This is a genomic window from Nonomuraea sp. NPDC059023, assembly GCF_042740095.1.
Taxonomy (GTDB): domain Bacteria; phylum Actinomycetota; class Actinomycetes; order Streptosporangiales; family Streptosporangiaceae; genus Nonomuraea.
In genome coordinates, this window is sequence record NZ_JBHYIO010000001.1 from 24,513 (window position 1) to 49,804 (window position 25,292).

General features: G+C 70.6%; 23 protein-coding genes. 13 read left to right on the plus strand and 10 right to left on the minus strand.

Annotated elements, in window-relative coordinates; genetic code table 11:
• Positions 1-272: 272 nt before the first annotated feature.
• Positions 273-1,697: an aldehyde dehydrogenase gene (locus ACFWYW_RS00120; protein ID WP_379620034.1), complete on the plus strand. Its 1,425-nt coding sequence runs from the start codon at positions 273-275 to the stop codon at positions 1,695-1,697.
• 48 nt (positions 1,698-1,745) lie between these two features.
• Positions 1,746-4,049 carry a sensor histidine kinase gene (locus ACFWYW_RS00125; protein ID WP_379620036.1) on the plus strand — a complete coding sequence of 768 codons (2,304 nt, stop codon included), beginning with the start codon at positions 1,746-1,748 and terminating at the stop codon, positions 4,047-4,049.
• On the opposite strand, the gene ACFWYW_RS00130 is transcribed toward ACFWYW_RS00125, so the two are convergent.
• The 5 genes from ACFWYW_RS00130 to ACFWYW_RS00150 all read right to left on the minus strand — a co-directional run bounded on the left by ACFWYW_RS00130 (position 3,998) and on the right by ACFWYW_RS00150 (position 7,651).
• Positions 3,998-5,035 (minus strand): hypothetical protein, encoded by a 1,038-nt coding sequence (locus ACFWYW_RS00130; protein WP_379620038.1) that lies wholly within the window; start codon positions 5,033-5,035, stop codon positions 3,998-4,000. The genes ACFWYW_RS00125 and ACFWYW_RS00130 overlap by 52 nt on opposite strands.
• A gap of 13 nt (positions 5,036-5,048) precedes the next feature.
• Positions 5,049-5,492: a hypothetical protein gene (locus ACFWYW_RS00135; RefSeq protein ID WP_379620040.1), complete on the minus strand. Its 444-nt coding sequence runs from the start codon at positions 5,490-5,492 to the stop codon at positions 5,049-5,051.
• A gap of 77 nt (positions 5,493-5,569) precedes the next feature.
• Positions 5,570-6,358 carry a class I SAM-dependent methyltransferase gene (locus ACFWYW_RS00140; protein ID WP_379620042.1) on the minus strand — a complete coding sequence of 263 codons (789 nt, stop codon included), beginning with the start codon at positions 6,356-6,358 and terminating at the stop codon, positions 5,570-5,572.
• Between the two features lie 199 nt (positions 6,359-6,557).
• Positions 6,558-7,268, minus strand: a complete 711-nt coding sequence (locus tag ACFWYW_RS00145) for an RDD family protein (protein WP_379620044.1) — start codon at positions 7,266-7,268, stop codon at positions 6,558-6,560.
• Positions 7,265-7,651: a PadR family transcriptional regulator gene (locus ACFWYW_RS00150; RefSeq protein ID WP_379620046.1), complete on the minus strand. Its 387-nt coding sequence runs from the start codon at positions 7,649-7,651 to the stop codon at positions 7,265-7,267. The genes ACFWYW_RS00145 and ACFWYW_RS00150 overlap by 4 nt, the downstream gene beginning before the upstream one ends.
• A gap of 112 nt (positions 7,652-7,763) precedes the next feature.
• Between ACFWYW_RS00150 and ACFWYW_RS00155 the strand changes: the two genes are divergently transcribed.
• From ACFWYW_RS00155 to ACFWYW_RS00165, 3 genes are all read left to right on the plus strand, one after another.
• Positions 7,764-8,990, plus strand: a complete 1,227-nt coding sequence (locus ACFWYW_RS00155) for a serine hydrolase domain-containing protein (RefSeq protein WP_379620048.1) — start codon at positions 7,764-7,766, stop codon at positions 8,988-8,990.
• A 125-nt stretch (positions 8,991-9,115) separates the two neighbouring features.
• Positions 9,116-9,529, plus strand: a complete 414-nt coding sequence (locus ACFWYW_RS00160) for a hypothetical protein (protein ID WP_379620050.1) — start codon at positions 9,116-9,118, stop codon at positions 9,527-9,529.
• Positions 9,530-9,682: 153 nt separating this feature from the next.
• A complete protein-coding gene (locus tag ACFWYW_RS00165) occupies positions 9,683-10,174 on the plus strand; it encodes a GNAT family N-acetyltransferase (RefSeq protein ID WP_379620052.1) in 492 nt (163 codons plus the stop codon).
• On the opposite strand, the gene ACFWYW_RS00170 is transcribed toward ACFWYW_RS00165, so the two are convergent.
• From ACFWYW_RS00170 to ACFWYW_RS00180, 3 genes are read right to left on the minus strand one after another with little or no spacing between them, the layout of a single operon-like run.
• On the minus strand, positions 10,168-11,358 hold the full coding sequence (locus tag ACFWYW_RS00170; protein WP_379620054.1) for a winged helix DNA-binding domain-containing protein: 1,191 nt from the start codon (positions 11,356-11,358) through the stop codon (positions 10,168-10,170). The two genes, ACFWYW_RS00165 and ACFWYW_RS00170, sit on opposite strands and share 7 nt — an antisense overlap.
• Positions 11,359-11,380: 22 nt before the next feature.
• The gene (locus tag ACFWYW_RS00175) at positions 11,381-12,505 is read right to left on the minus strand and encodes a serine hydrolase domain-containing protein (protein ID WP_379620056.1); all 1,125 of its coding nucleotides are present in this window, start codon (positions 12,503-12,505) and stop codon (positions 11,381-11,383) included.
• Positions 12,502-14,697 carry an MMPL family transporter gene (locus tag ACFWYW_RS00180; protein WP_379620058.1) on the minus strand — a complete coding sequence of 732 codons (2,196 nt, stop codon included), beginning with the start codon at positions 14,695-14,697 and terminating at the stop codon, positions 12,502-12,504. The genes ACFWYW_RS00175 and ACFWYW_RS00180 overlap by 4 nt, the downstream gene beginning before the upstream one ends.
• Positions 14,698-14,905: 208 nt before the next feature.
• Between ACFWYW_RS00180 and ACFWYW_RS00185 the strand changes: the two genes are divergently transcribed.
• The 3 genes from ACFWYW_RS00185 (at position 14,906) to ACFWYW_RS00195 (ending at position 17,829) form a co-directional block, all read left to right on the plus strand.
• Positions 14,906-16,090 carry a sensor histidine kinase gene (locus ACFWYW_RS00185; RefSeq protein ID WP_379620060.1) on the plus strand — a complete coding sequence of 395 codons (1,185 nt, stop codon included), beginning with the start codon at positions 14,906-14,908 and terminating at the stop codon, positions 16,088-16,090.
• Between the two features lie 8 nt (positions 16,091-16,098).
• Positions 16,099-16,755, plus strand: a complete 657-nt coding sequence (locus ACFWYW_RS00190) for a response regulator (RefSeq protein ID WP_379620062.1) — start codon at positions 16,099-16,101, stop codon at positions 16,753-16,755.
• A gap of 111 nt (positions 16,756-16,866) precedes the next feature.
• On the plus strand, positions 16,867-17,829 hold the full coding sequence (locus tag ACFWYW_RS00195; protein WP_379620064.1) for a cupin-like domain-containing protein: 963 nt from the start codon (positions 16,867-16,869) through the stop codon (positions 17,827-17,829).
• A 7-nt stretch (positions 17,830-17,836) separates the two neighbouring features.
• On the opposite strand, the gene ACFWYW_RS00200 is transcribed toward ACFWYW_RS00195, so the two are convergent.
• Positions 17,837-18,520 (minus strand): helix-turn-helix domain-containing protein, encoded by a 684-nt coding sequence (locus tag ACFWYW_RS00200; protein ID WP_379620066.1) that lies wholly within the window; start codon positions 18,518-18,520, stop codon positions 17,837-17,839.
• Between the two features lie 198 nt (positions 18,521-18,718).
• Between ACFWYW_RS00200 and ACFWYW_RS00205 the strand changes: the two genes are divergently transcribed.
• The 3 genes from ACFWYW_RS00205 to ACFWYW_RS00215 all read left to right on the plus strand — a co-directional run bounded on the left by ACFWYW_RS00205 (position 18,719) and on the right by ACFWYW_RS00215 (position 21,581).
• Positions 18,719-19,924 (plus strand): cytochrome P450, encoded by a 1,206-nt coding sequence (locus ACFWYW_RS00205; protein ID WP_379620068.1) that lies wholly within the window; start codon positions 18,719-18,721, stop codon positions 19,922-19,924.
• Between the two features lie 80 nt (positions 19,925-20,004).
• A complete protein-coding gene (locus ACFWYW_RS00210) occupies positions 20,005-20,589 on the plus strand; it encodes an RNA polymerase sigma factor (protein ID WP_379620070.1) in 585 nt (194 codons plus the stop codon).
• Positions 20,586-21,581: a CU044_5270 family protein gene (locus ACFWYW_RS00215; RefSeq protein WP_379620072.1), complete on the plus strand. Its 996-nt coding sequence runs from the start codon at positions 20,586-20,588 to the stop codon at positions 21,579-21,581. Before ACFWYW_RS00210 ends, ACFWYW_RS00215 begins: the two co-directional genes overlap by 4 nt.
• 9 nt (positions 21,582-21,590) lie before the next feature.
• On the opposite strand, the gene ACFWYW_RS00220 is transcribed toward ACFWYW_RS00215, so the two are convergent.
• Positions 21,591-22,511: a LysR family transcriptional regulator gene (locus ACFWYW_RS00220; RefSeq protein ID WP_379620074.1), complete on the minus strand. Its 921-nt coding sequence runs from the start codon at positions 22,509-22,511 to the stop codon at positions 21,591-21,593.
• Positions 22,512-22,585: 74 nt separating this feature from the next.
• Between ACFWYW_RS00220 and ACFWYW_RS00225 the strand changes: the two genes are divergently transcribed.
• A complete protein-coding gene (locus tag ACFWYW_RS00225; RefSeq protein WP_379620076.1) occupies positions 22,586-24,151 on the plus strand; it encodes an APC family permease in 1,566 nt (521 codons plus the stop codon).
• Positions 24,148-25,275 (plus strand): MalY/PatB family protein, encoded by a 1,128-nt coding sequence (locus ACFWYW_RS00230; protein WP_379620078.1) that lies wholly within the window; start codon positions 24,148-24,150, stop codon positions 25,273-25,275. The genes ACFWYW_RS00225 and ACFWYW_RS00230 overlap by 4 nt, the downstream gene beginning before the upstream one ends.
• The last annotated feature ends 17 nt before the right edge of the window (positions 25,276-25,292 follow it).

The window sequence follows — 25,292 nt, forward strand, 5'->3', positions numbered from 1 at the left end:
GATGGCGTTGTCGCGGCGGTAGCCCGGGGCGGGGGCGGGTGGCGAGTGAGTCTTGGTCCTGGGGGCTGCACGACGCGTTGTGTGCCCAGGCCGGGAACGAACACCGTGCATGCGCGGAAGGGCCGGCGGTGTCGACCTGGAGAGATGGGCTGTCTGTCCGATCGTGCGCGTGTTCTATCCAATTCACGCACCTCCCCTCCCGCTACTCCGGCATGCCGATATCCAAAAGCTTGACAGGGCGGTGACAAAGCACCCACGAAATGAGATACGACATGACCTTCTACTACGAGCTCTTCATCGGCGGTCACTGGACCGCACCCGCCACTTCGGAGATCATCGAGGTCCGCTCTCCGCACGACGGGTCGCTGGTGGGCCAGACTCCGCACGCCGGCACCGCGGACGTGGACGCCGCGGTGGCCGCGGCCCGGGACGCGTTCGACCGCGGGCCCTGGCCACGAACCGATCCCGGGGAGCGCCAGAAGACGGTGGCGCGCTTCCAGGAGCTCTACGCGGCCCGCGCCGCCGAGATGGCCGCGCTGATCACGTCGGAGAACGGCACGCCGATCTCGATGACGACCGGCCTCAACGTCTACGGCCTGCCGGAGCAGACCGGCGCCTACCTGCGGGCCGCGGAGAGTCTGCCGTGGGAGGAGGAGCTGCCCTCCGGTTCTCTGTTGCGCAGGGAGGCGGTGGGCGTCGTGGCCGCCGTCATTCCCTGGAACGCTCCGCACCAGTCCGCCCTGGTCAAGATGGTGCCCGCCTTGCTCGCCGGCTGCGCCGTCATCCTCAAGGCCGCCCCGGAGACCGCGATCGACGCCCTGGCACTCGCGGAGATCTTCGCCGAGGCCGGCTTCCCCGAGGGCGTGGTCTCGGTCCTGCCCGCCGGTCGCGAGACCAGTGAATACCTGGTCGCCCATCCCGGCGTCGACAAGATCGCCTTCACCGGATCGACCGGCGCCGGCCGGCGTATCGCCTCGATCGCGGGTGAGCGGTTGAAGCGGGTCAGCCTGGAGCTGGGCGGCAAGTCAGCCGTGGTCATCCTCGAAGACGCCGACCTCGGCGCCGTCGTGGAGGGCCTGAAATTCCACTCGCTGAGCAACAACGCCGAGAACTGCCAGGCCCACACCCGCATCCTCGCTCCGAGGAGCCGGTACGACGAGGTCGTCGAGGCGATCAGGACCATGATGGAGTCGCTGATCGTCGACGATCCGTCCGATCCGGCCACGTTCATCGGCCCCATGGTCCACGCTGACCAGCGGCAGCGGGTGATCTCCTACATCGAGATCGGCGTCGCCGAGGGCGCCCGCCTGGTCACCGGCGGCCCCGGGGTGCCCGAAGGGCTGGAGGGCGGCCACTACGTCAAGCCCACCCTGTTCGCGGACGTCGACAACTCCATGCGTATCGCCCGCGAGGAGATCTTCGGTCCCGTCCTGGTCGTGATCCCCTTCGACGACGAGGACGACGCCGTCCGCATCGCCAACGACTCCGACTACGGGCTTGGCGGCGGCGTCTGGTCCGCCGACCCCGGCCGCGCCGTCGACGTCGCCCGCCGCATCCGCACCGGCCTCGTGCTCGTCAACGGCGCCATGCCCGCCTGGGATGGATCGTTCGGCGGTTTCAAGGCGAGCGGCATCGGTCGCGAGTTCGGGCTCGCTGGCCTGAACCAGTACATCGAGTACAAGACCATCGGCCGCTGACGTTAGGCTGCGGGGCGGCAAGGGTGTAGGTGATCGAGAGGCGGGCGGTTGGCAGGGGAGGCCGCGGCGCTGCTGGTGCGTTTCGGCCGCAGGTACGCCGCCGCGGTGCGCCTGGCGACGCTCGTGCCGATCTGCGCCATCGCCCCGTTCCGGGCCCCGGCCGAGCAGCTCGCGAGCACCTTGGTCGTGGTCGGCGTCGCGGCGGTCTGGACCTGCGGGTTCGCGTGGTGGCTGCGGGCGGGGCGGGGGAACGCGCTGGTCGCCGTTGACGTGGCCGTCCTGCTGGGGCTGTTCGGCAGCGTCTTCTGGACCGACGCCGTGGCGGACAAGAACACGGGGTGGTTACGCCTGCTGGTCACCTTCGCCTGCGCGACCTACCAGTGGCACACCTCGCCGGTGGCGGGCGGGGTGGCCGCGGTCGCCGCCGGGGGCGGGGCGGTGGGGCTGCTCGTGGCGGCGGGGGCGTTGGAGGTGGACGCGAGCCTGGCCACGGGGACGTTGTGGGCGCTGTCGGCCGCCGTGCAGGCCAGAGCGGCCTGGATCCTCGTCAGCCGCGCGGCGAAACAGGCCGACCTGATGGCGGCCGAGGCCCTGCGGGCGCGCGGGGAGGCGCTGCTGGCCGCGGCCGTGCGCGCCGAGGAACGCGAGCAGGTCAACTCGCTGCACGACACGGCGGCGACGACGCTGCTGATGGTGGGCTTGGGCCAGGTGCGTTCGGACGCCGCCTGGCTGGGCCCGCAGGCGCGGCGCGACCTGGGCAGGCTGCGCTCGGTCAGCGGGCGGGCGCCGGAGGAAGCCGACCTGGTCGAGCTGCTGCGTACCGATCTCGCGGCCACACAGCTGACCGTGGACTTCGACGGCCCCGGGCGGCTCCGCCTGCCGTTCCATGTCGCCAGGGCGATCACCGACGCGGCGGGCGAGGCTTTCACCAACGTGCGCCGTCACTCGGGCACCAAGCACGTGACCGTCCGGCTCAGCGGCGACGCGCGGGCGCTGCGCCTCGACGTCGCCGACCGGGGGAAGGGGTTCTCGGCGCGGGACGTGCCCGGGACCCGGCGCGGCGTGCGCGAGTCCATCCGCGGCAGGATGGAGCGCGTCGGCGGCACGGCCACGATCACCTCCGCCGCGGGCGAGGGGACTCAGGTTCTGCTCGAATGGCGGGACGTGGGTGCGGCCCCCGTCGGTGACACCGTTGTGAAGGATGTCGTCGAGGAGTCGGCGCGGGCGAGGCTGGGGCGCGGTCTGCGGGTGGCGACGCTGGTCGTCGCCATGATCGGCGTCTTCGGGATCGCGCTGCCCACTCTCGTGAGCAGCGTTCACACCTATGACACGCCGCTCGCGCAGTTCGGGGCCTTCGCGGTGCTCGGGGTCGTGCTGATCGCGGAGGCCGTGCTGGTCGTCCGCGGGCGCTCGTGGGACCGGTGGCGCGGCCCGGTCATCGCCGCCGTGCTCGCCGCGTCCATGCTGTCGTACGTGAGCCTGCCGGACGGTCGCACGTCGACCGGCGAGGACTGGATGTTCGCCGCGGCCACCTGGGCGGGCCTCGTCGTGGTGCTGGAGCGTCCCCTGCGCGCCGCGGCGCTGTTCCTGCTGGGCCACGAGCTCATCGCGCTGTTCCACCTGCTCGTGTTCGAGGGTGCCACGCCTGAGTCGCTGGCCCGGTTCGCGACCGGGTCCGTCACGGTGATCGGCTTCCCGTTGTGCGTGGCGGTGGTGGCGACCGTACTGCGCAGCCTCGGCACGGCGGCGGTGGCCGCGCGCAGAGAGATCGAGCGGGTACGCGTCGCGGAAGCCGTAGCCGCCGAGACCCACAACCGCAGGCAGGAACGCTTCGCCGAGTTGTCGGCCACCACGGTGCCGCTGCTGGAGGGGCTCGCCGACGGCTCACTCAGCCCCGAGAGCCCGGCGGTCCAGCGGAGCTGCGCCATCGAGGCGGCCCGCATGCGCAGGTTGTTCGCCGAGTCCGACGAGGCCGCCAACCCCCTGCTGCACGAGTTGCGCCACTGCGTCGACGTGGCCGACCGCAAGGGCGTCGTGGTGGAGCTGGACTCACGCGGCCAGTGGCCGACGCCGCCCGTGGCGGTCAGGCGGGATCTCACCGAAGCGGTCCTCGTCGTTCTCGCCGGCGCGGCCTCCCGGGCCCGCGTCACGGTGGTGGGCAGCGCCGCGCTGGTGTCGGTCAGCGTGGTCGCCGACTGCGGCGAGCTCGGCGTTACGGCTCCAGCCGCTCCGGGGGTCCGCGTCGAAGCGTTGACCAGCGACGACACGGTCTGGATGGAGGCCCAGTGGCAGCCTGCCGATCAGGGCGCTGACCAGCTCACCTCGCCCTTCGCGGTCACGGTGACCAGCTGACCGGTCTCGGTGAACCTCGCCGCCGTGACGCCGGCGCGTTGCCCGCTGACCTTCCCGTCGCGGTCGAGCAGTTCCAGCCGGCCGTCGCTCACCACCGCGATCGCCGCGCTGGTGGGGTCGGCGGTGACGCCCGCCTCGGCTTGAAGGTCACGGGACCAGATCTGCCGTCCGAGCGCGTCGACTCCCCGGATCGAGGTGTGCGGTTGGCCCCGGCCATCCATCCAGCGGGAGATCAGCGCACCGCCGTCCTTCCCGGCCACACACTCGCCCACCTGAGGAAGGTCGCTGCGCAAGGGCACCGGCCCCAGCCCGCTCAGCATGCCCCCCTTGGCTCCGGTCAGGAACACCGGGCCGCCCCGCGCACCCACGCAACCGCCCCAGTAACCGTTGGCGGGCCACCCGCTGCCCGCCGCCCGCCAGCCACCGGGGTCCCGGGTGAAACGGAGCATGGTCGCGCCCGCCAGCTCGGGATCGGAGAAAAGCAGCAACGCCGCCGACCGGTCGGGGCTCTCCACCCAGACCGCGTCATCGGCACTGGCGATCGCGTGCGTCTTCACGGAGCCGTCGGTACGGGAAACGACCAGCCGCCCGCCCTTGCCCGAGGCTTCCACGACCACCGCGTCGGCGTCCGAACGCAGGCTGACGACCCGGTGACGGTCCGCCGCCGAGACCGCGACCTTCTCCACCTTCGCGCCGGCGCGTGACCACGGTGGCACGTGGCCGCCGGAGAAGATCGCGTCCGGGCACTGGACGCCGCAGCGGGCTTCGACGCCGGTACGCGACTCCGTCCACACGCGGCGGCCGTCACGCGCGTACCCGGAAAACACCTCGGTGTTCGGGTCGTAGAGGAGTGCCCCCGTGCCGGAGGCGGCGAGAACGACCGGAGGGAGCCGCGAGGTGTCCGCGGCAGGCGTTTCCGGTCCGTTCGCCGAACAGGCGGTGGCCATGATCATGACCATGGCCACCACCGGCAGGCGCGATTTCAAGGATTTCGCCCGCCTAGACCCGGCTGGTCTGACCGTCGCAGTAGGGGTCGACGGCGCTCGCCTTGTGGAACTGCATGCCGAAGCCGAGGTACATCTTGCTGCCGAGCGAGGTGCGACCGCTCACGATCTTGTCCCCGAACCCCTTCTTCACCGTGAGGTTGTAGCCGTTGGTGATGTCCGGGTCCGGCGCGTTGTTCTTGTCGACGTACACGCGGAAGGCGAGGTAGTTCGTGTTCCCGGCGTTCCCGCCCACGTGCCACGAGACCTTGGTGACGACGTGTTGCGTCGAGGTGTTGTAGTAGTGCACGCCGATGCCGAGGCGGTAGCCGTCATCTGAGCAGCTGCTGCTGAGGTACTTGGGAGCGGCCGCCGCGGCCGGGTGCGCGGCGACCATGATCCCGGCGGCGGCCACGGGGATCACGGCCATGGCGGCGAACCGCCTGTAGGTGCTTCGCATCTGCGAGTGTTCCCTCTCTCACGGTGAGTAGATCGGGAAGGACTCTAGGGATGCTCGGTATGTTCCGGGTATGGCGCTCAGAACCGGTAATGGAGGATTCGGGCACCCTGCCGGGACAGGCCGTCGCTCAGGGCGGTCAACCGGGTGAGGGCGCGGAGTGGCTGGGGGAAGGAGGCGACCTCGGGCGCTCGGGTCAGGAAGATCTCTTCGACCAGCCGGAGGCCCGCGTTCCAGCGTTCGGGCTCCCGGGGATCATCGAAGCCCTCGCCGCCTCTGATGCCGAGTGCCTTCATGGCCGGGTGGAAGCGCATGGACCAGCCGGCGAACCGGGTGTACGCGTTCAGGACCAGCCCACCGGAAGCGACGTGCCGGGTGAGCCGGCGGACGAGCCGCCGGAACGTGTCGCCGGGCATGAAGGGCAGGACCCCCTCCGCCACGATCATCGCCGGGCGGTCGGCCGGGATCGCGTCCAGCCAGCCCTCCGTGGTGAGGTCCGCGGCGATGGGATGCCCGCCGGGAAGCAGCCCGGTACGCAGATCGATGACCTCGGCGTGGTCGACGTCGTACCAGTCCACGCCCGGTGGAGGGGTACAGCGCAGCATGCGGGTGTCCAGGCCGCACCCCAGGTCGAGCACGATGCCGCCGGGGTGTCGCGCGCAGAACGCCCGGACCCTGTCGTCGATCTTCTTGGCCCGCAGCGCCGTTCCCGATACGACGCTGGGGGAGGCCTTGAACCTGGTGAAGTCGTAGTCCAGTCGTTGGACCAGATCGGCGGACGCCTTGTCGTTGAGGATCGAGTTCGGCAGCCTGCTGTCACAGCCGCGGGCGTACAGCGTGAGGAACAGGGTCTCCTGGATCGGATCCATCCAGTCCTCCTTGTTGCTAGTCGTTTCAGTTGTGGCTGAAATAACTATACAGCGAGAGTGCTGGAGCACCTGGCCGATCACCGCTGGGCTTCTCCCGGCGCGACGGTGACCGCGCCCATGCTGGTGTACGCGACACGGTCACGCCCGTCGAGCAAGCCCTCCTCCTGAAGAGCGCACCACTCTGGAGCTCGCCACGGAACTAGGACGGTGACGTCACCCGTACGACCTTGGTGCCGGTCAGGAGGTCGAGCAACCGGCGCCGGTCCCCCCACACGAAGGGCAGCCAGTCCAGCCAGGCGGCCGGTCCCAGGATCAGGCTGAGGCGCCGGGCGACGCCCCTGGCCGGGTGGACGCGCAGCCCGGTCTCGGTCACGACGCGCAGTTTCAGCAGGCGCTTGCCGGGGGTGGTGCCGGTCCAGGCCTCCGCCAGGCCCAGGCCGGCGATCGACCAGAGCAGGGCGAGCGGGACGCCCAGGGTGTAGAGGAGCCCGGCGTAGCCGTAGGGGTCGGCGTCGCAGAGTACGGGGCCCACGGCCACGCACCCGTCGCCGATCTTGAAGTACAGGAACGGCGGGAACGCCAGCGCGAAGCCGTTCCCCAGGTCGTTGATGCGGACGATCCCCTTCACCAGCAGCGCGAGCGTGACGCCGGCGAGCGGCAGGTTGTCGATCACGATCGCGGCCAGCCGCGCGTTCAGGGGAGCGGGCGGCGCGGATCGTAAGTCGGCGAAGGTGGCCGCCGCCTCCCTCGGGGTGCCGAGCCGCTCCAGGGCATGGTCCAGCTCTCCCGCCTCGGCCGCGTCGGACAGGTGCGCGCCGAGCTCCGCCTTGGCCTTGTCCCGGGCCGGTCCCGTCAGGTGGCGTCCGACCCGTTGCGCGTAATCGTCGATGATCTCTTGCTCGTTGCTCATTCCCGCACCTCACCAAGCGTGTCGAGGAGCTGTCGCATCCCGCCGACCAGGCCGCTCCACTCGGCGCGCAGCATGGCGAGGTACGTGCGACCCTCCGGAGTGATGACGTAGTACTTGCGCGGCCTGGCCCGCCCCTCGGCTTCCCAGGTCGCCAGAATGTGGCCGGAATCCTCCAGCCTGTGCAACAGCGGATAAAGCGTGCCCTCCTTGACCTCCAGGACCCCCTCGGCCGTTTCCCGCAGCACCTTCAGCAGCTCATAGCCGTATCGGCGGCGAACGCCGAGAACGGACAGCACGGCCAGCTCGGTCGTGCCGCGGGCGAGCTCGCGACGCAAACGAGCGAGGGCGGCCGATCCCGGCGGCGCCTCGGAATCCTCAGCCATAAGACGACGGTACGACCCGATACCTTATGTGGCAAGGTATCGGGTTGAACTGAGCCGGGCGTGTCAGGGCGATGGCGGTCCGGTGTCAGGACGTTCGGTGATCGTGGCTGCCATGAGCGACACAGGGATCGCGGCCTCGGGTCCGCGGAAGGCGTACAGGAAGAAGACCGTGCGGGTCTTCTCACGGATGGCGGTCACGGCGCTGGCGGCCACGCTGCTGGCCGGGGTGGCCACAACGGAGGCCACCGCCGCCGGGCAGGATCGCCCGGAGCTGCAGAAAGCGATGCAGGCGCTGGTCGACATCGGGTTCGCCGGTGTGCAGATGCGGATGAACGACCCGCGGGGCGAGTGGGTCGGCAACGCCGGGGTGCGCGAGCTGGGCAGCGCGGAGAAGCCGTCGACGGACGGGTCGTTCTATGCGGGCAGCGTCGTCAAGCCCTTCACCGCGACCATGGTGCTGCAACTGGTGGCCGAGGGAAAGGTCGGGCTGGACACGCCGGTGGCCACCTATCTGCCCAAGCTCGGGATGGACCGGCGGATCACCGTGCGGATGATCCTGCAGCACAGCAGCGGCCTGTTCAACTACACCGGCGAGTACTACCCCGACGGCACGTTCAAGCCGGGCATCCCGGCCACGGGCCGGGAGTGGGTGGAAAACCGGTTCAAGAGCTACAAGCCGCATGAGCTGGTACGGCTGGCGCTGTCCAAGGAGCCGAGGTTCGAGCCGGGGGAGGACTGGAGCTACTCCAACACCAACTACACGGTCGCACAACTGCTGATCGAGAAGGTCACCGGCCACTCCTACATGACGGAGATGAAGCGGCGGATCCTGCGGCCGCTCAAGATGCGGCACACCATGGTGGGCGAGGACCGGACGCGGCTTCCCGGGCCGCACGCCCGCGGCTACTACCGCTACCAGGACGCCGACGGCCAGTGGAAGGTGGCCGACGTCACCCGCCAGAACGTCTCCCTGCTCCCCGCCGCCGGCGACCTGATCTCGACCACCGAGGACCTCCACACGTTCTCCTCCGCGCTGATGGGCGGCAAGCTCCTGCCGCCGGAGCTGATGGCCGAGATGCGCAAGCCGCACCCGAAGAGCGCCGGAATCTTCGGCAGCTACGGCCTCGGCTTGTACGTGCAGGAGCTGGGCCCGGACTGCGGCGGCACCGTCGTCAACCACAACGGCAGCCCTCCCGGGGGCTACAGCGCGCTGATGATCAGCTCGTCCGACGGCAAGAAGACCCTGACCGCCTCCATCAACTGGGGGGACACCGCCTTCGACGCGGCCCAGGTACCGAAGACGTTGGACAACCTGGTCAAGGCGGCGATCTGCGGCTGACCAAGATCACTGCCTGCGGTGTGACCAACCTCGACCTTCTGACATGCGGTGACATCGGATCGACGTCCGGATGAAGACGGCGCGCGGTTCGCTTGCGGCTTCAGCAACCGGCAGAAGGAGCCAGCATGCGAAGGCTGTTCAAGCTCGCGACCGTGGCCATCGGCGTCGGGGTCCTCGCGTTCACCGGGACCTCGGCCGCCGCCGAGGTTTCGGCGCGGGAGAAACTCACCTGCGGGGGCGGTGTGTTCCTCGACGGTATCCGGGCTCTCACGATCAGCGAGAACGGCCGCGACGAGGTGTACCTCACGAGTAACGGCGGGAAGATCTGGCCGGCCGGCCGCTACGTGTCGATGGCCGCGGGTCAGCGGGTCGAGGTCGACAAGTGCGTCCCGTCCAACGCGGTGATCCGGCTGATCGAGGTGGACGACCTCGATCCCAACGACCAGCTCGGCCAGGTCACCCTGCAGGGCGACGTCACCAAGGACTACAGGCTCTGCTGTGGTGGTGGCGCCGAGTACCGGCTGGGGGCGGTCAGGTAGTCCGCGCGGAACGAAGCAGCCCCGCCGTCCAGGAGGACGGCGGGGCGCCACGTTCACCATGGCGCCCGGGATCCGGTTCTGTTTCAACACCTCGCCGGAGACGACCATCGACGCGATCCGCCGCTGGACATGAGCCCGCGATAGCCTCCGCTCATGCCGATCCGGTACGCGCTCCCGCCCGACGCTGATGCCATGGCCGAGGTCACCTGCGCCGCGTTCGCCACATTTCCCGACTTCGACGTCACCCCCCGGCAATCGGCCGCCAACTGGCTCCGGAACCTCCGCACGGAGGCGGCCGAACGGCCTCGGCCGCATCACACCAGGGTCGCCGAACTGCCGGACGGGACGGTCGTCGGCCTGATCATGGGCGGCCCTGCGGATCCCGAGCTCGGATGCGACGCCGAGATCTACGCCCTCGCGGTCCGCCCCGGGCACGAGCGACAGGGCCACGGCCGCGCCCTGCTCCTGGCCTCGGCCGCCGATCTGGCCGGTGCCGGGTTCGGCTCGCTGGCGATCCGCGTACGGGCCGGCAACGAACGCGCCCGCCGCTTCTACGCCTCCCTCGGCGGAGTGGAAGCGGGCGAGGCGTCATCCGGCGAGGTCGTCTACTCCTGGCCGGACATCAGGGCGGCCGGCCGTCAGTAGGTCTCGAACTCGACGTTCACCGACGCCGCGCCCCGCAACGGCGCGACCCGCTCGGCCTCATCCTGGATCGCCTTCTTGTCCCGCGCCCGCAGCGAGCCGAACGTTCTAACGGTGACGGTCAGCTTCCTGCCGCTCTTGCGTGGCCGCCAGATGCCGGTGATCTGGCCGTCGGCGAGGACCGTGCCCGGTTCGCCGACGGTCTTCCACACCTCCCGGTGGTACTTCCGGTCGACGATCGTCTCCCGGTCACGCATCTGGGTGTACGGATCGTGCGGCGGGAGCAGGCGTACCCCCTGAGGCTGCGGCGCCGACCGCAGCGCGTCGAGGTCCTCGGCGAGGATCCACGACCTGCCGTTGAACCCCACCTGGGTCAGCTCGTCCTCGACCAGGCTCCACCAGGGGCCGGTGTCACCGGCCTTGATTCCTGCCCACGCGGCGAAGTCCGCGCGGGTCGACGGTCCGTGGCAGCGCAGGTAGCGGCGGAGCAGTTCGGCCCGCGCGACCTCGGGGCCGATGTCGGGGATCGTCCGGCCGAGCCACTCCTCGACCAGGACGAACGGTGCCTTGTTCCCGTCGCGCGGCGCGAAGCAGACCGTGCGCAGCAACGTGAGGATACGGATGCAAAAGTGCACGACACCTTCACCGAGCGGCTGGCCCGGGGCGTAGGGGCCCTTCCCTTCCCAGATGCCGCGTTGCCGCTCCGGCAGTTCGGCGGCGATCCGGACGGCGAGTTCCGCGCCCAGCTCGTTGATCGCGAGCCGGCGCCCGGACAGCACGGCGTCGATCTCGGCGCCGGTCAGCTCGACCGCCTCGGTCAGGCTCATGCCGAGCTCGTCCAGCGCCTGCTCCACGCCGGGAATGAGATGCAGCCGCCCCTCCTCGCCCGGCGGCAGCACGCCGGTGGTGAACACCGGCGCGTCCGCGGTCGGGAAGTAGAACGGCGAGCCGCGCATGCACCAGCTCTGCAGCAGGCTCTTGTCCTCGGCGACCGCCTGCTCCACCCGTTCCGGCGTGAGGTTCTCCACCCTGGCGTGCAGGGCCGGCAGCGCCGAACCGGGCGGGCTGTTCTGGATCCCGCACCGGCCGGCCGCGTCGAGCAGCCCGTCTTCGCCCAGCCGTACGGTGAGGTGGTGGGCGTTGAGGCGAAACGCGATGACGTCGCCCTTCGAGACCTTGTCAGCCACGGGCGCACACTATCGCGGCGACTCAGCAGAGCGCGTTGTCGATCAGGCGGGCGGTGGCCTTGCCCTGCTCCGGTGTGCCCGGGTAGCTGGTGCGGGAGACGACCACGCTGGTGCTGCCGTCCTCGGTGACGGCGTTGTCGGTGATGAACCCGGGCGTGCCGCCGGGGTGCGACCAGACCGAGATCCCGCAGCTCAGCTTCTGCTTGGCCATGCCCAGACCGAACTCCCTGCCCGGCGCGCCGACCGGGACCGTGGTGGTCATCTTCTTCAACTGCCCGGGCGACAGCAGCCGGCCGCCGAGCAGCCCGCGCCAGAACCTGCTCAGGTCGGCGGTGGTGGTGACGGCCTCGCCCGCCGGGCCGGCCCAGCCGAGGCTGAGCCGGGTGGCGCGGAACGGTCGGGCGGTCTTGGCGTCGTCGGTGTAGCTCTCCGCGTGCGGCTTGGGCAGGCTCGGGGAGTCGCCGGGCAGGGTGGTGTGCCGCAGCCCCAGCGGGGTGATGATCCGGCGCGTCACCTCCTCGCGCCAGGAGTTCCCGGTGGCCCTCTCGATGATCATCCCGGCCAGCAGGTAGTTGATGTTGGAGTAGCTCCAGCGGGCGCCGGGGGCGAAGAGCGGGCGCCGGTCGACGCTGAGCGCCACCAGCTTCTTCGGGCTCATGCGCAGGAACCGGTACGCGCGGTAGCCCCGCTCGGTGCGCATCTTCATCTCGATGTCGCCCACGGAGTCGTGCAAGCCGCTGGTGTGCTGGAGCAGGTGCCTGACGGTGATCTTGCGCCCGTCGTTGCCGTTGCCGCGCACCAGCCCGGGAAGCCATCGTTCGACGTGGTCGCCGAGGGACAGGCGGCCCTCCGCCTCCAGTTGCAGGATCACGGTGGCGACGAAGGTCTTGGTGTTGCTGCCCATCCGGAAATGCCCGTCGACGGGGACCGGCACCTTACGGCCGCGCACCGCCGTACCGCTGGCCGCGGCCAGGTCGCCGCGGGGGGAGACCACCCGGGCCTGCACGCCCAGCGTCCCGGCGTCGCGGATCGTGTCCAGATCGGCCCGCAAGGCCGTCCGGTCGTATCGGGGGGTCGCGTCGGCCTGACCCGCCGCCGAAGCGACCAAGGCCGCCAGCGCCAGCATCGCACTCTTCATCATCATCATCGGTTGCCTCCCGGCAGATGGTTTCGGGCCGACCGGTTGCCGGCCCGGGATTCGGTAAGAAGCGGCCACCAGACCGCCCGGCCGAGGAGCGCGGCCAGGGCGGGGACCAGCACCAGCGACACGACGAGCGCGGAGAGCATGATGCCGAGCGTCATCGCGAACGCGATCTGCTCGTTGCCCGGTGACGTGACGAGACTGGCGAAGGAGGCGGCCAGGACCAGGCCGGCCGTCGCGATGGCCGGGGTGGTGTGCCGTACGGCGCGGGCCACGGCGGCGCGAGCCGTACCGGATCGCCGCATCTCCTCGCGAATGCGGTCGGCGATCAGGATGTTGTAGTCGGTCCCCAGGGCCACGACGAACAGGAACAGCACAAGCGGCAGCGTGAAGCTGACGCCCGGCTCGCCCAGGACGTGCTGGAACAGCAGGGTCGCGGCGCCGAGGGTGGCGGCGAAGCCGAGCCCGACGGAGAGCATCAGGATCAACGGCGCGAGCAGGCTGCGCAGGAGCAGCAGGAGGATCAGCGCGATCAGCGCGGCGGCGACCGGGAAGACGATCGTGAGGTCGTGGTCGACGGCGGTCGAGATGTCGGCGACGATGGCCGGGGTGCCGCCCACGTGCGCCGTCGTCCCGGCGGGCGTGTGCTCGGCGACCGCGGCCCGGATCGGTCCGGAAGCCAGGTCGCGGGCCTGCCGGCTCCGCGGGTCGGCGGTCGGGTAGAGGTCGATCCTGGCGGCGCTGTGGTCCTTGTTCAGGACGGTCGGCGCGGGCCGGCCCACGCCCCTGACCTCGGAGAGCGCGCGGGACAGGCCGTCGAGCCGACCGGTGGTGAGGGCGCGGCCGTCCGTGGAGGCGACGTAGACGCTCGTCGGGTCGGACACGCCGGCGGGCAGCGTGCGGGAGATCTCGGCGGCGGTGGCCGCGGCGGGGGTCTGGGCGGCGGAACCGGCTTGGCCGTAGTCCATGTGGATGCCGATCAGTCCGGCGGCCGGCGCGGCCAGCAGGGCGACGGAGGCGGCCAGCATCACCAGCGGCCGTCGCGTGACCAGCGCGCCCAGGCGGGCGGCCCGGCCTTCTCCCGGTCCTGCGCGCAGGGCCGTACGGGAGGGCCAGAACATCTTGCGCCCGGCGGCGGCGAGCAGGGCCGGCAGCAGGGTGAGGCTGCCGATCATCATCACCAGGACCGCGACGGCGATCGCGGGGCCCATCGAGCGGAACTGCCCGAAGGTCGCCAGGCCCAGCGTGGCGAACGCGGCCACGATGGTCAGCGCCGCCGAGGTGATCGCGGCGCCCACCCGGGCGGAGACCTGCGCGGCCACCTCGCGGGCGGGTTGCTCCGGCCTGGCCCGCAGGTGCTCGCGGAAGCGGAACAACAGGAACAGCAGGTAGTCGATGCCGATGCCGAGCAGGACCACGTTGATCAGGCCGGGGGTGCTCGCGTCGAGCTTGAGCCCGGTGAGCATCGCGGCCCCTGCGACCGCCCCCGCCGCCACGAAGCCGATCAGGGCGACCGCGAGCAGCGGCAGCAGGGCCGCCAGCACGCTGCGGAACACCAGCACGTTGAGCAGGATGATCAGCCCCATGATGATGCCGCTGCCGACCGTGGTGACGATCTCGCGCGAGTCGACGGTGTCGACGGTGTCGGCGAGCGCCCCGGTGAACCCGGTACGCATGCCCGCCTCGGCGAACTGCGTCCTGGCGGCGTCCCGGAAGGTCCGGTAGACGCCCTGGACGCCCTTGTCCGAGCGATTGCCGACCAGCTCGACGGAGAGCAGCTGGAAGCTCCCGCCGGGCGCGGTCATCGCCGGGGCGATCCGCGGCGTCTGTGAGCGGTCGGGGATCAGGAACTGCTGCGGGCCGTCGTCCTCCCTGGGCATGATCACCCGGCGCTTGGCCAGCTTCGCCGCCTCGGCCTCGACCCGCTGCCGGTCGGCGTCGGTGAGCGCCTTGCCGTCGGACCGGGCGACCAGCACCGTCACCGTGGTGGCGTCGGGGTTCACCCCGAACCGCTCCTTGGCGATGCGCAGCGCGGCGGCCGAGTCGTAACCGCTGGGCAGGAAGTCTCCGGCCTGGTTTCGCGTGACGCGGTCGAACAGCGTCGGAGTCAGGGCGCTCAGCGCGACACCCAGCACCGCCCAGAGGGCGATGACCTTCCATGGATGTCTGGTGGAGTACCCGGTCAGGGCGCGGATCACGATGTCCTCCGGCGGACGGAATGCGGATGTCTGCCGGGGGCTCCCGGCCTGCATCCAGACCATCAGCCACGGGGGCGCGGAACCTCGTGGCAGCGGATGATCCTGATCGGGGCCCTGGGTCCTTCCCTCCGCCCGTGACCAGGAGCGTGGTCCTGGTCATCGCCGTCGCTGTGTAACCCTGGTCCGGGACGGGACACAGGGGGAACACATGCTCAGGAGCCGGCAGGCAGACGACGCCGAGCCGCCGTGGACGCGTAACGACGCGCTCGTGGCCGGCGGCGCCTGCGTGATGAACCTGCTCAGCTACGCGTTCTTCAACGCCCCCGACGGCCGGCACGCGGTGAGCGTGGCCGGGTTTCTCTTCGTCGCCCTGGCGGCCCTGCCGCTGCTCGCCCGGCGCCGCCACCCGGTGGCGGCGCTCACCGCCATCCTGGTACTCGACTCGGCGGCCACCCTGATCGTGCCGCTGCCCAGGCACTTCGGCGCCGTCCTGGTGGTCGCCCTGTACTCGGTCGCCAGGGCCCGCCCCGGCCGGGTGACGGCGGTCGCGGCCGTCGCGACGGTGGCGCTGACGCTGGTGAGCCAGAGCGCCGGCCACTTTCCGTCCTGGCAGGACGCCGTCATCCCGCCCCTCACCACCTTGATCGTCGTCGGCACCGCCATGGCGGTCAACCGCTGGCAGGCGGAGGTGGCGGCCAACCGCAGGCTCCTCGCCGACCGCGCGGTGGCCGACGAACGCCGCCGCATCGCCCGGGAGCTGCACGACATCGTGGCCCACCACATCACGACGATGCAGCTGATGTCCGGCGGGGCCCGCGCCAACCTCGGCGAACCGGAGGTGGTCCGGGACGCGCTGGTCACCCTGGAGGCCTCAGGGCGGCTGGCGCTGCGCGAGATGCGTCAGCTCCTCGCCGTACTGCGCGACGGCGACGAACCGGAGGCCACGCCGGCGCAGCCCCAGCCGGGCGCCGACGACCTGGGCCGCCTGGTGGAGGAGTCATGCCTGGCCGGGCTGCCGACCGAGCTCAGCGTCCACGGGCCGCGGCGCCCGTTGCCGCCGACCGTCGGCCTCACGGTGTTCAGGATCACCCAGGAGGCCCTCACCAACGCCCGCAAGCACGCGGGGCCCGCCCGCGCGTCCGTCCGGCTGACCTATGCCCGGGACCAGGTCACCGTCGAGGTGCGGGACGACGGCGGGGGAGCACCGCCGCTGGAGGGCGCGCCGGCCGGGGGTTACGGCCTGATCGGCATGCGTGAGCGCGTCGCCCTGCACGGCGGCGCCCTCAGCGCGGGCCCGCAGGCGGACGGCGGGTTCGCCGTGGTGGCCCGCCTGCCGCTGACCACGGACGAGTCCGACGAGGCGGCCGTCCAGCACGAGGGGGCACGCCGATGATCAGGGTCATGATCGTGGACGATCAGTTGCTGGTACGGCGCGGCCTGTCGCTCATCCTCTCCCCGGACCCGTCGTTCGAGGTGGTGGGCGAGGCCGAGGACGGCGCGCAGGCCGTCACCCTCGCCCGGCGGCTGCGCCCCGACGTCGTCGTGATGGACATCCGGATGCCCGTCCTGGACGGGGTGGCCGCGACCAAGGAACTCGCCGCCACCGTCCCCGGCAGCCGGGTCCTGGCCCTCAGCACCTTCGACATGGACGAGTACCTCGTGGGCGCCCTGCGCGCCGGAGCCTACGGGTTCCTGCCCAAGGACAGCTCCCCGGAGGAGCTGAGCGCGGCGATCCGCACCGTCCACGCCGGCGAGGCCGCCGTCGCGCCCCGCCTGCTCACCCGGCTGATCGCCACCTACGTACGGGCGCCCCACGGTACGCGGCCGGCCACCAAGGGCCTGGGCGAGCTCACGCCCCGCGAGGTCGAGGTGTGGCGCCTGATGGCCACCGGCCTCGACAACACCGAGATCTCCCGGGTCCTCGACATCAGCCTCTCGACCGTCAAGAACTACATCACCAGCATCTTCGACAAGCTCTCCGTCCGCGACCGCGCGCAGGCGGTCATCGTGGCCTACGAATCGGGCTTGGTGACCGCGGGTAAGGAACACAAGCCATAAAGTCTCCAGACCCTATTTATCAATAGAAGCGCCACTTGACCCTTAATTATGGGCTCCGCAGACTAGGGGCCGAACTGTCCATCTCACCGTGCGACAGAAAAGGTGTAAAGAATGGCGCAGCTGAGGACGAGGCCGATTCCATCCGTCAAGGACACGCGGCCCGACACCCTGCACGCGGCGATAAAAGCACGGCACCCCATCAAGGTCAACGGTCTCATCGACGGCTGGACGGCGGCCGGCTGGACGTTCGACAGCCTGCGGGCCCTCGGGGGTGACACCCCTGTCACCGTCCTGGACGAGCTGCCGAAGTCAGGAGGCCTGCTCCCCGGCGGACAGGAGTCGTACGAGCGCGAGATGCCCTTCGCCGACTTCCTCGACCACGCCGAGCGTCCCGACCTGAAGGCGGCCTGCTACCTGGGCTACTGCCGTCCCGACGAGCTGATCCCCGGGTACGGCTCGGCCTTCGACTTCACCTCGCTCACCCCGCCGAGCACCCACTCCACCGACACGAGACTGTGGGTCGGCTCGGGCGGCACCTGCTCAGGGCTGCACAGCGACGCCAACGACAACGTCTTCACCCAGATCCGCGGCCACAAGCGGGTCGTTCTCGTGTCGGTACGGCAGACGCACCTCGTCCACCCCTTCGTCGACAACATCGTCAACAGCCCGGTGGACCCCGAGCACTACGACTCGCGGCAGTTTCCCCGCCTCGCCCGCGCCAGGGTCTACACCACCACGGTCGGCCCCGGCGACCTGCTCTACATCCCCCGGGGCTGGTGGCACTACCTGCGCTCGGAGTCCCCCTCGATCTCCATCAACCACTGGTTCGGCCCGATGATGTCCGCGAGCGCGTTTCTCGGCATTCTGCTGCGCCTGGGCCCCCGCTACATCGCGCGGACCGCCGTCGACATGGTCCGATACGGCGTGCTCGGCAAGCACTATCAAAAGAACTTCTTCTTCACTCCGCCCTCCACCGGCGAATGCCTCTACAACCTGATTCGATACGGCCGTTTCGAGCCGGAGGATTACCACAAGTCGGGGCCGGAAAAGCGGGCCGCCGTCGGCGAAGAGTGACCGATCGTCACTCGCCGAGCTCCAGGAGACCACGCCAGCGGTTGGCCGACTCGATCGTGTCCTTGCTGACCTGTTCCAGGAACGCGCCCGTCCTGGCCAGCCGCCGCCCCACGGTGCTGTCGAGCCCGTGCGCCTCGGCCAGGGCCATCGTGGCGCGCATGGTCTCCAGGGTCTGCCGCCCGCTGGTCACGACCGCGTGGTACCAGGCGTCGTCGTCGAGCACGTAGATGTCGCGCCGGCGCTGCGGATCGCGCTCGCGCCGGACGAACCCGCTGTCGACCAGGGAGTTCACGGCCACGGAGACCGAGGCCGGGCTGATCCGCAACCTGCGGGACAGCTCGGCCGCGGTGCGCCTGCCGTTCTCGGACAGCGCCAGGTCGAGGTGCACGCGCGCGGTCATCCGCGGCAGCCCCGTCCTGACCGCCATCTCGATGATCTCCTGTTCGCCGATCTCCTGTTCCAACGCGCCGGCCGGCGTTCCGGTCGCGCGCGGGGGCGCCGGTGTGCCGCGCCTGGCGCGCTGAACCGACGCCTGGTGCGCCTGCTGGGCCCGGTAGCCGGCGGGGCCGCCGTTGCGTGCGACCTCCCGGCTGATCGTCGAGGTCGGGCGGCTCAGCCGTTGGGCGATCTGGGCGTAGGAGAGCCCGTCGGCGAGTCCGGCCGCGATGCGCTCGCGGTCCTGCTGGGTCAACCGTCCTCCTGGCATGCCGCCAGTATTGCTTTCGCCTCCAGCCATTGCAACGTTCATTGCGTTTGGGTGCAGCGTCATTGCACTGAAATATCAGTATTTGTCTGGGTATATGGTCGCGGGTGGATTGACAGATTGTCCGAATGCAACGTAGCTTTCGAGTCATGTCAAACACGTACTATCGCGAAATGGGGGCGGGTCATGGGTGAATCTGTCTACACCCTTCCGGCGATGCCGACGGCGCGTCAGGCCGGCTGTCCCTTCGATCCGCCGAAGGAACTGGTCGAGGCGCGCGAGCACGGCCCCATCAGCCGGTTCGTCTTCCCCGACGGGCACGAGGGCTGGGTGGTCACCGGCTACGACCTGCTCCGATCCGTCCTCGCCGACTCGCGGTTCAGCTCGCGCAAGGAGTTCATGCGCCATCATCCGCTGATCGACTTCGGTGAGATCGAGGTGCCTCCGGCGCTGCCGGGTGAGTTTCTGCTGATGGACGATCCGCAGCACAGCCGGTACCGCAAGCCGCTGGCGGGCAAGTTCACGGTACGGCGGATGCGGCAGCTCACCGAGCGGATCGAGCAGGTCACCGCCGAGCACCTGGACGCGATGGAGAAGGCCGGGCCGCCCACCGATCTGGTGACCGCGTTCGCGAAGCCGATCCCGGCCATCATGATCTGCGAGCTGCTCGGCGTGCCGTACGCGGATCGAGACTCCTTCCAAGGGGACGTCGAGAAGTTCATGGACGGGGAGACCCCTGACGAGGAGCTGATCGCGGCCTACGCCTCGGTGCGGACGTATCTGGCCGAGCTGGTCGCCGCCAAGCGGGCCGACCCGACCGACGATGTGCTCAGCGACCTCATCGAGGGCGATCTGACCGATGAGGAACTCCGGGGGGTCAGCCTGATCCTGCTGGCGGCGGGGCTGGACACCACCGCGAACATGCTCGCGCTGGGTACGTTCGCGCTGCTGCGGAACCCGGCGCAGCTCGCCGCGCTGCGGGCGGACCCTTCTCTCACCGAGAAGGCCGTGGAGGAGCTGCTGCGGTATCTGACCGTGGGCAAGACGTTCATGCGGACGGCGCTGGAGGACGTCGAGCTGGGCGGCCAGAGGGTCGCGGCAGGTTCCATGGTGATCCTGTCGTACAACACCGCCAACCGTGACCCGGAGCGGTTCTCCGATCCGCACGTTCTGGATCTGCGCCGGCAGGATGGCGGGCATCTGGCCTTCGGGCACGGCATCCATCAGTGCCTGGGGCAGCAGCTGGCCAGGATCGAGATGCGGGTGGCCTTCGCCGCGCTGGTCAAGCGGTTCCCGACGTTGCGGCTGGCCATACCGGCCGAAGAGGTTGTCGTGCGGCCGGAGACCGCCGACGTCTTCGGGGTCAAGAGCCTCCCGGTCGCCTGGGACTGACCCCGGCGCGCCAAGGCGTGAATACGAAACGGGGGTACGGCGAAGTAGGCGTGTCCACGGAGATTGTCCGAAAGGCAGGCATGCCACCACCCCTTCCGTCGTCGGCTCCGCCAACCACCGAGACCGACGCACAGCTCATCGAGGCGTCGCTGAGCCGCCCCGAGCGGTTCGGCGCGCTGTTCGATCGCTATCACCAGGCCATCCACCGCTACGTGCGGTTCCGTCTCGGCGAATCGGCGGCCGACGACCTCGCCGCGGAGACGTTCCTGCGGGCCTTCCACAGGCGCACGCGCTACGACCTCTCCCACCCCGACGCACGAGCCTGGCTGTACGGCATCGCCTCCAACCTGATCGCCGGCCATCGCAGGGCCGAGGCGCGCAGGTATCGCGCCCTGGCCAGGAGCGCCGAGGTCACCGACGTGGTGAACCACGACGAGCATGTGGTCCAGCGGGTGTCGGCCGCCGTCATGCGGCCGAGCCTGGCCGCCGGGCTGGCGGCGCTCTCGCCCGGTGACCGGACCGTGCTTCTGCTGGTCGCCGGTGCCCAGCTCAGCTACGAGGAGATCGCCGAGGCGCTCGGCATCCCGCGGGGCACCGTCGGCTCGCGGCTCAACCGGGCACGCAGAAAGCTCCGCTCGTACGTCGGCATCGAGGAGTTGGCATGACGCAGGACCTGCAGGAGATCAAGTCGTCGTACGACGCGCTGCCCGGCCCCTCCGCGACGGCCACCGCCAGGGCGAGGGACCTGCTCACGGCGGGGCGTAAGCCCCGTATCGGCTACGCCAAGCACGCGCTCAGGGCGGGCACGTTCGGGCTGGCGGCGGCCGTCGCCGCGGTCGCCTTCATGGTCGGCCCCAACGGCGGCGCCACCCCGGCCAACGCGGCGGAACTGCTCCAGCACGCGGCCAGCGTGGCCGCCCGGCAGCCCGCGCCGCAGACCGGCCAGTTCGTCTACGTCAAGCGCCTGGAGCAGAACTGGATGCTCACGCTGAGCGAGACCGAGGGCACGGGCGAGCACACCCAGGAGGTCACCCGTGAGGCCTGGGTCTCCGCCACCGACCCCGGGAACGCGCTGATCCGCTCCACCTACGGCAGGCGGAGCATCCACAAGGGCCAGGTCCCCACCCTGATGGCGACTCCGGGCACGGTCGACCACGAGACCGGGCGCTGCGCGGCTGACGTGCTCCCGGAGGAGAACCTGCCCACCGACCCCGACAAACTCCTCGCCCAGATACGCGCGGACGCCGAGGCCTCCGTCAGGAACGAACGGCCCAGGCCCAGCCAGGACCAGGTCGGCCCACGAGTCGAGGTCACCGTGGCCTTCCGCCTGGTCACCCTGGCCCAGAATCCCTTCCCGGGCGTCGGCATGCGCGAGGCGGTGTTCGGTGCGATGTCCAAGCTGCCGACCGCCACCATGCGCACCGACCTCACCGATCCGGCCGGACGCCAGGGCATCGGCGCCTCGATCGAGTACAAGGGACCGGACGGCCGGGGACGCACCGAATTGATCTTCGAGCCCGCCACCTATCGTTTCCTCGGCTGGCGAAACCTGTCCGAGGGGCCGGACGGCGCGGAGGTGCTGCGCGGCGCCGTCGCGATGCTGGAGGCCAAGATCGTCGACACGATGCCATCTGCCCCGGAGGCGAGGGCCTGCTGACGACCGAGGTCAGTCCTGGTCGAACGTGGCCCGGATGGCGGGCAGGTGGTCCAGCAGGGTCCGCACACCCAGCCGGTCGGCCGTGGCCGAGGCGTACACGAACTGCACGTCGACCCGCCACCCGCCGAACCCCAGCGGCAGGAGCGCCGTGCCACCGTCGCGCACCGATCGCGCCGCGACGAACCGGGGCACCACCGCGACGAACCCCGCGTCGAGCGCCATCCGGAGCGCGGCCGACGGCAGCCCGGTCGTGTGGATGGGGGCGTCGAGGCCGCGCTCGGGATGTTCGAGTGAGGCGGCGAGTTCCTGGGCGTCGCGGCCCCAGCGGTAGACGATGACGCCGGTCCTGGCGAGGTCGTCGATCCGCAGGCGCCGGCGACCGGCGAGGGGGTGGCCGGGCCGGCAGACCGCGACCAGCGGGGAGCGGCAGATCGGCTCGGACCGCAGCGCGCGCAGCGGCACCTTCGGCATCACGAATCCGGCGTGCACGCTGCCGTCGGCCAGGCGGCCGACGACCTCGCCGCTGTGCGCGACCCGGCAGTGCACGGTGATCGGCTTGCCGGCGACCGCCCCGAGCGCGGCGGGGAAGACGAGGTCGCCGAGGCTCGCGGGCGCGGCGAGCACGAGCCGCTGGGTCTCGTGTGCCGTCACCGCGATGGCGGCCTCGTCGAGGAGGTCGAGGCAGCGCTGGGCGTAGTCGTTCAGGCGCTCGCCGGCCGGGGTGGTCGTGCTTCCACGGGCGCCGCGCACGAGCAGCGGGGCGCCGAGCTTACGTTCCAGGGCGGCGATCCGGACGCTGACCGACGGCATCGACAGCCGGAGTTCGGTGGCGGCGGCGCCGAGGCTTCCGGTGCGGACCACCGTGGTGAACACGACGAGATCCATCGTCTCGACCTTGTGTCCTGTGCCGTCGAAGCCGGGGAGGGACATAGGCACAGACTAACCCTGGACCTCGACATTTCCGGTCTACCTATGCAATTGGGTCATCGTCAATAGTTCAGGACATGTCTGAGACGCTGTCGGCCGTTTCGCCGGACGAGGATCTGCGCCTGCGGCGCGGCCTCGGAACCACGTCCCTCGCCCTGATCACCTTCTCCAGCGTCATCGGTTCCGGCTGGCTGCTCGCGCCGTACACGGCGGCCAAGGCGGCCGGACCCGCTGCCTTCCTGTCCTGGACGATCGCCTCGGTCGCCACCGCGCTCGTGTCGCTGGCCTTCATCGACCTCGCCTTCCGCCATCCGATGTCCGGCGGCAACGTCCGGTGGCCGCAACTGGCCTCGGGCCCGCTGGTCGGCGCCGTGGTCGGCTGGGCGGTGTTCCTGCAGGCCGTCAGCGCCGGGCCGAGCGAGTCGACGGCGGTCGTGCAGTACGCCGCCAAGTGGCTGCCGTGGGTGATGTCCGGCGAGTCGCTGAGCTGGCCGGGACGGCTGATCGCCGCCGGGCTGCTCGTGTTCTTCTGCGCGCTCAACCTGTTCGGCATCAAAATGCTAGCCCGGGTCAACAACGTCGTCGCCACCATCAAAGTGGTGATCCCCGCGCTGACCGTGATCCTCTTACTGGCCAGCGGCTTCGACACCACCAACGTGGCGACTGGCGGCGGGGTCGCGCCCTACGGCGTCTCCGCGGCGCTCACCGCCGTGGTCGGCGGCGGCCTGGTCTACTCCTTCACCGGCATCAACGCCGCCGCGGTCATGTCCGGCGAGGCGAAGGACCCGCGCCGTACCGTGCCGAGGGCCACGCTGATCGTGCTCTTCGGGACGATCGTGCTCTACATGGGCCTGCAGGCCGTGATGATCTTCTCGCTGCCCAACGGCCTGCTCGGCAGCGGCTGGCACGGGATCAACCTCAACTCGCCGCTCGCCTCGCTCGCGACCCTGCTCGGCCTGTCGTGGTTCGCCACCGTCCTGCTCGCCGACGCGATCTTCTCGCCCTCGGGCAGCCTGCTGATCGGCATCGGCGTCAAGGGCCGCTACACCTACGGCGCCGCGCAGAACGGGCTGCTGCCCGCCGCCCTGGCCAAGGTGGACGCGCGGTTCGGCATCCCCCGGCGCGCGCTGCTGCTCAACGTCGGCATCGGCTCGGTCATCGTGCTCACGTTCGGGAACTGGAAGTCCATCGCCAGTTCGCTCAGCTTCTACTACGGGCTCAGCTACGCGGCCGTCTCGGTCGCGGTGACCGTCCTGGCCGCGTCGACTCCGCTGGAGAAGGGCTGGCTGCGCAGGTGGGCGATCCCGGTGGGCTTCGCCTCGTTCGTGCTGTCCGGGCTCATCCTCTACTGGTCGACCTGGGAGAAGATCCGGGTGGCGGTGCCGTTGCTGCTGATCGGGTTCCTCATCTACCTGGTGCGGACCGCCAAGCTGCGAGCGGTGGGCGGCTGGCTGGTGGGCTTCCTGGTCATGCTCGGCCTCCTGTCCGCGCTCGGCTCCTTCGGCGGGGCCGGCGTCGTCGCCGCGCCGTACGACTCGGTGCTCGTGGGGGTGCTCAGCGCGGGAATCTGGTGGCTCGCGCACCGATCGGGCCTGCGCCACCAGCGATCCCTGACCCCGCAAGACGCTAGGAGCATGGCGTGACCGACCTCGACTGGGACCTTGAGCGATCCCGCGCGCGACGGAACAAGCGCTGGTCGCAGTACGACCGGGACGTCATCGATCTCACCGTCGCGGAGATGGACCTGCCCGTCGCCGCGCCCATCCTCGCCGCGGTCCAGGACGACGTGCGGCGGCAGGCCTTCGGCTACCCGCTCGCCGACGAGCTGAGCGACGTCCCCCAGGCGGCCAGTGAGTGGCTCGCCGAGGAGCACGGGCTCACCGCCGCTCCCGGCCGGGTACGGCTGCTGCCGGAGCTGATGCGCGGCATCATCATGTCGATCACGCATCTGACCAGGGCGGATTCGCCGGTGGTCGTGCCGACGCCGGTCTACGGCCGGTTCTTCGACGCCATCCGGGTCGCCGGGCGCGCGGCCGTACAGGTGCCGATGTCCGTCGGAGAGCGCGGCTACGAGCTCGACCTCGACGGCATCGAGCGGGCCCTGCGCGCGGGCGCGGGCAGCGTGCTGCTCTGCCACCCCGGCAACCCGACCGGCCGCGTCCTCGACGGCGGGCCGTTGCGCGCGCTGGCCGCGCTCGCCGCGCGGTACGGCGCGAAGGTGATCAGCGACGAGATCCACGCGCCGTTGCGCTATGAACCCGGTTTCATCCCGTACGGCTCGCTCGACGACAACGCCATCACCCTGATCAGCGCCACCAAGGCGTGGAACTTCCCCGGCCTGCGCTGCGGGCTGATCGTTTTCGGCGATCCGGCCGACGCGCGCGTCTGGGCCGGGCTGCCGAGGGCGGCGGTCGGCGGCATGAGCCCGCTCGGCATGACGGCCACCGTCGCCGCGTTCCGCGAAGGGCGGCCGTGGCTGCGCGAGGCCGTCCGGTTCCTGGACGGCAACCGCAAGCTGGTCACCGACGCGCTCGCCGCTCTCGACGTCGGATACGTCCAGCCGCAGGCGGGCTACCTCGCCTGGATCGACCTGCGCCGATTCGGCCTCGCCGACCCCGCCGACCACCTGCTGCGGCGGACCGGCGTCGCCACCGCCTCCGGCGCCGACCACGGATCGGCGGGGAACGGTTTCGTCCGCCTCAACTTCGCCACCCCGCCCGACGTACTCGCCGACGCCCTCGCCCGCATCATCGCCTGCCTGCTTTAGGATGCCTATAACATCGG

Excerpts from the sequence above, each read along its gene's own strand:
- ACFWYW_RS00120 (WP_379620034.1), top strand. The coding sequence starts at position 273 with ATGACCTTCTACTACGAGCTCTTCATCGGCGGTCACTGGACCGCACCC.
- ACFWYW_RS00135 (WP_379620040.1), bottom strand. The coding sequence starts at position 5,492 with ATGCGAAGCACCTACAGGCGGTTCGCCGCCATGGCCGTGATCCCCGTG.
- ACFWYW_RS00140 (WP_379620042.1), bottom strand. The coding sequence starts at position 6,358 with ATGGATCCGATCCAGGAGACCCTGTTCCTCACGCTGTACGCCCGCGGC.
- ACFWYW_RS00145 (WP_379620044.1), bottom strand. The coding sequence starts at position 7,268 with ATGAGCAACGAGCAAGAGATCATCGACGATTACGCGCAACGGGTCGGA.
- ACFWYW_RS00150 (WP_379620046.1), bottom strand. The coding sequence starts at position 7,651 with ATGGCTGAGGATTCCGAGGCGCCGCCGGGATCGGCCGCCCTCGCTCGT.
- ACFWYW_RS00155 (WP_379620048.1), top strand. The coding sequence starts at position 7,764 with ATGAGCGACACAGGGATCGCGGCCTCGGGTCCGCGGAAGGCGTACAGG.
- ACFWYW_RS00160 (WP_379620050.1), top strand. The coding sequence starts at position 9,116 with ATGCGAAGGCTGTTCAAGCTCGCGACCGTGGCCATCGGCGTCGGGGTC.
- ACFWYW_RS00165 (WP_379620052.1), top strand. The coding sequence starts at position 9,683 with ATGCCGATCCGGTACGCGCTCCCGCCCGACGCTGATGCCATGGCCGAG.
- ACFWYW_RS00175 (WP_379620056.1), bottom strand. The coding sequence starts at position 12,505 with ATGATGATGATGAAGAGTGCGATGCTGGCGCTGGCGGCCTTGGTCGCT.
- ACFWYW_RS00185 (WP_379620060.1), top strand. The coding sequence starts at position 14,906 with ATGCTCAGGAGCCGGCAGGCAGACGACGCCGAGCCGCCGTGGACGCGT.
- ACFWYW_RS00190 (WP_379620062.1), top strand. The coding sequence starts at position 16,099 with ATGATCGTGGACGATCAGTTGCTGGTACGGCGCGGCCTGTCGCTCATC.
- ACFWYW_RS00195 (WP_379620064.1), top strand. The coding sequence starts at position 16,867 with ATGGCGCAGCTGAGGACGAGGCCGATTCCATCCGTCAAGGACACGCGG.
- ACFWYW_RS00205 (WP_379620068.1), top strand. The coding sequence starts at position 18,719 with ATGGGTGAATCTGTCTACACCCTTCCGGCGATGCCGACGGCGCGTCAG.
- ACFWYW_RS00210 (WP_379620070.1), top strand. The coding sequence starts at position 20,005 with ATGCCACCACCCCTTCCGTCGTCGGCTCCGCCAACCACCGAGACCGAC.
- ACFWYW_RS00215 (WP_379620072.1), top strand. The coding sequence starts at position 20,586 with ATGACGCAGGACCTGCAGGAGATCAAGTCGTCGTACGACGCGCTGCCC.
- ACFWYW_RS00220 (WP_379620074.1), bottom strand. The coding sequence starts at position 22,511 with ATGTCCCTCCCCGGCTTCGACGGCACAGGACACAAGGTCGAGACGATG.
- ACFWYW_RS00225 (WP_379620076.1), top strand. The coding sequence starts at position 22,586 with ATGTCTGAGACGCTGTCGGCCGTTTCGCCGGACGAGGATCTGCGCCTG.